Source organism: Caulobacter sp. HMWF025, assembly GCF_003060965.1.
Classification (GTDB): Bacteria; Pseudomonadota; Alphaproteobacteria; order Caulobacterales; family Caulobacteraceae; genus Caulobacter.
Genome location: NZ_QAII01000011.1, coordinates 29,500 through 30,211 on the forward strand (window position 1 = coordinate 29,500; position 712 = coordinate 30,211).

1 pseudogene is annotated in these 712 nt (G+C 70.9%); it reads right to left on the reverse strand.

What is annotated here, in order from left to right:
- A pseudogene (locus DBR10_RS19585) lies at positions 1-537 on the reverse strand (hypothetical protein); the annotation flags it as partial.
- Positions 538-712: the final 175 nt, after the last annotated feature.

The following is a 712-nucleotide window of genomic DNA, read 5'->3' on the forward strand; positions in this document are numbered from 1 at the left end:
ACGCTCGGCCAGCACCGGCGCTGGAAGCCGCCGCGCCAGCAGGGCATGGGCTTCGGCCAGGAGCGCCGCCTGGGCCGGCGTCACGCGCAGGGCGAGCCCCCCGGCGTCGCGAAGCTGGCGCGGCAAGGCCGACAGGGTCCGTACCGTCTCAGGCGTGATCTGGACAGCATGGCGCAGGGTCTTGGCCGGTTCGGCATCGGCCAGCAGGCTGACCAGGGCGCGATAGTCCTCGGCCGCCCAGGCGATCTCGCCCAGTCGCTCCAGGGCGCGACGGAGCCCTTCGGGGGCAGGCTTGACCACCAGGGGGATGGCCTTGCGCAGAGGCAGGTCGAGCAGGCGCGAGACCTCGACCACCGAAGGGTCACTCACATTGGCCAGCAGCAGGCAGACCAGATGACGTCGGGCCGCCGGAGCGGTCAGGAAGGCGGCGTGCGGTGCAGGCCACAGGGCGGCCACCACATCGGCATAGGAAGGCGCGATCAGGCGCAGAAGCGGCGAGGCGACCGAGGTCGGCTCTACCAGGGAAACAGCGTGCATTGAAAAAGCTCCGGCGACGGCCGGAGCGGCCGCGCTAGCGGGACGTGCGAATGAGGCGAACTGGCGACCACGCCTCCAACGGCGCGCGCCGACCCGCCATGATCGGGGGTTTGTCAGGCTGTGCGGCGTCAAAGGTCATAGGGTGGATCGTCTCCGGAGCGTTGTTGCGGCGGGG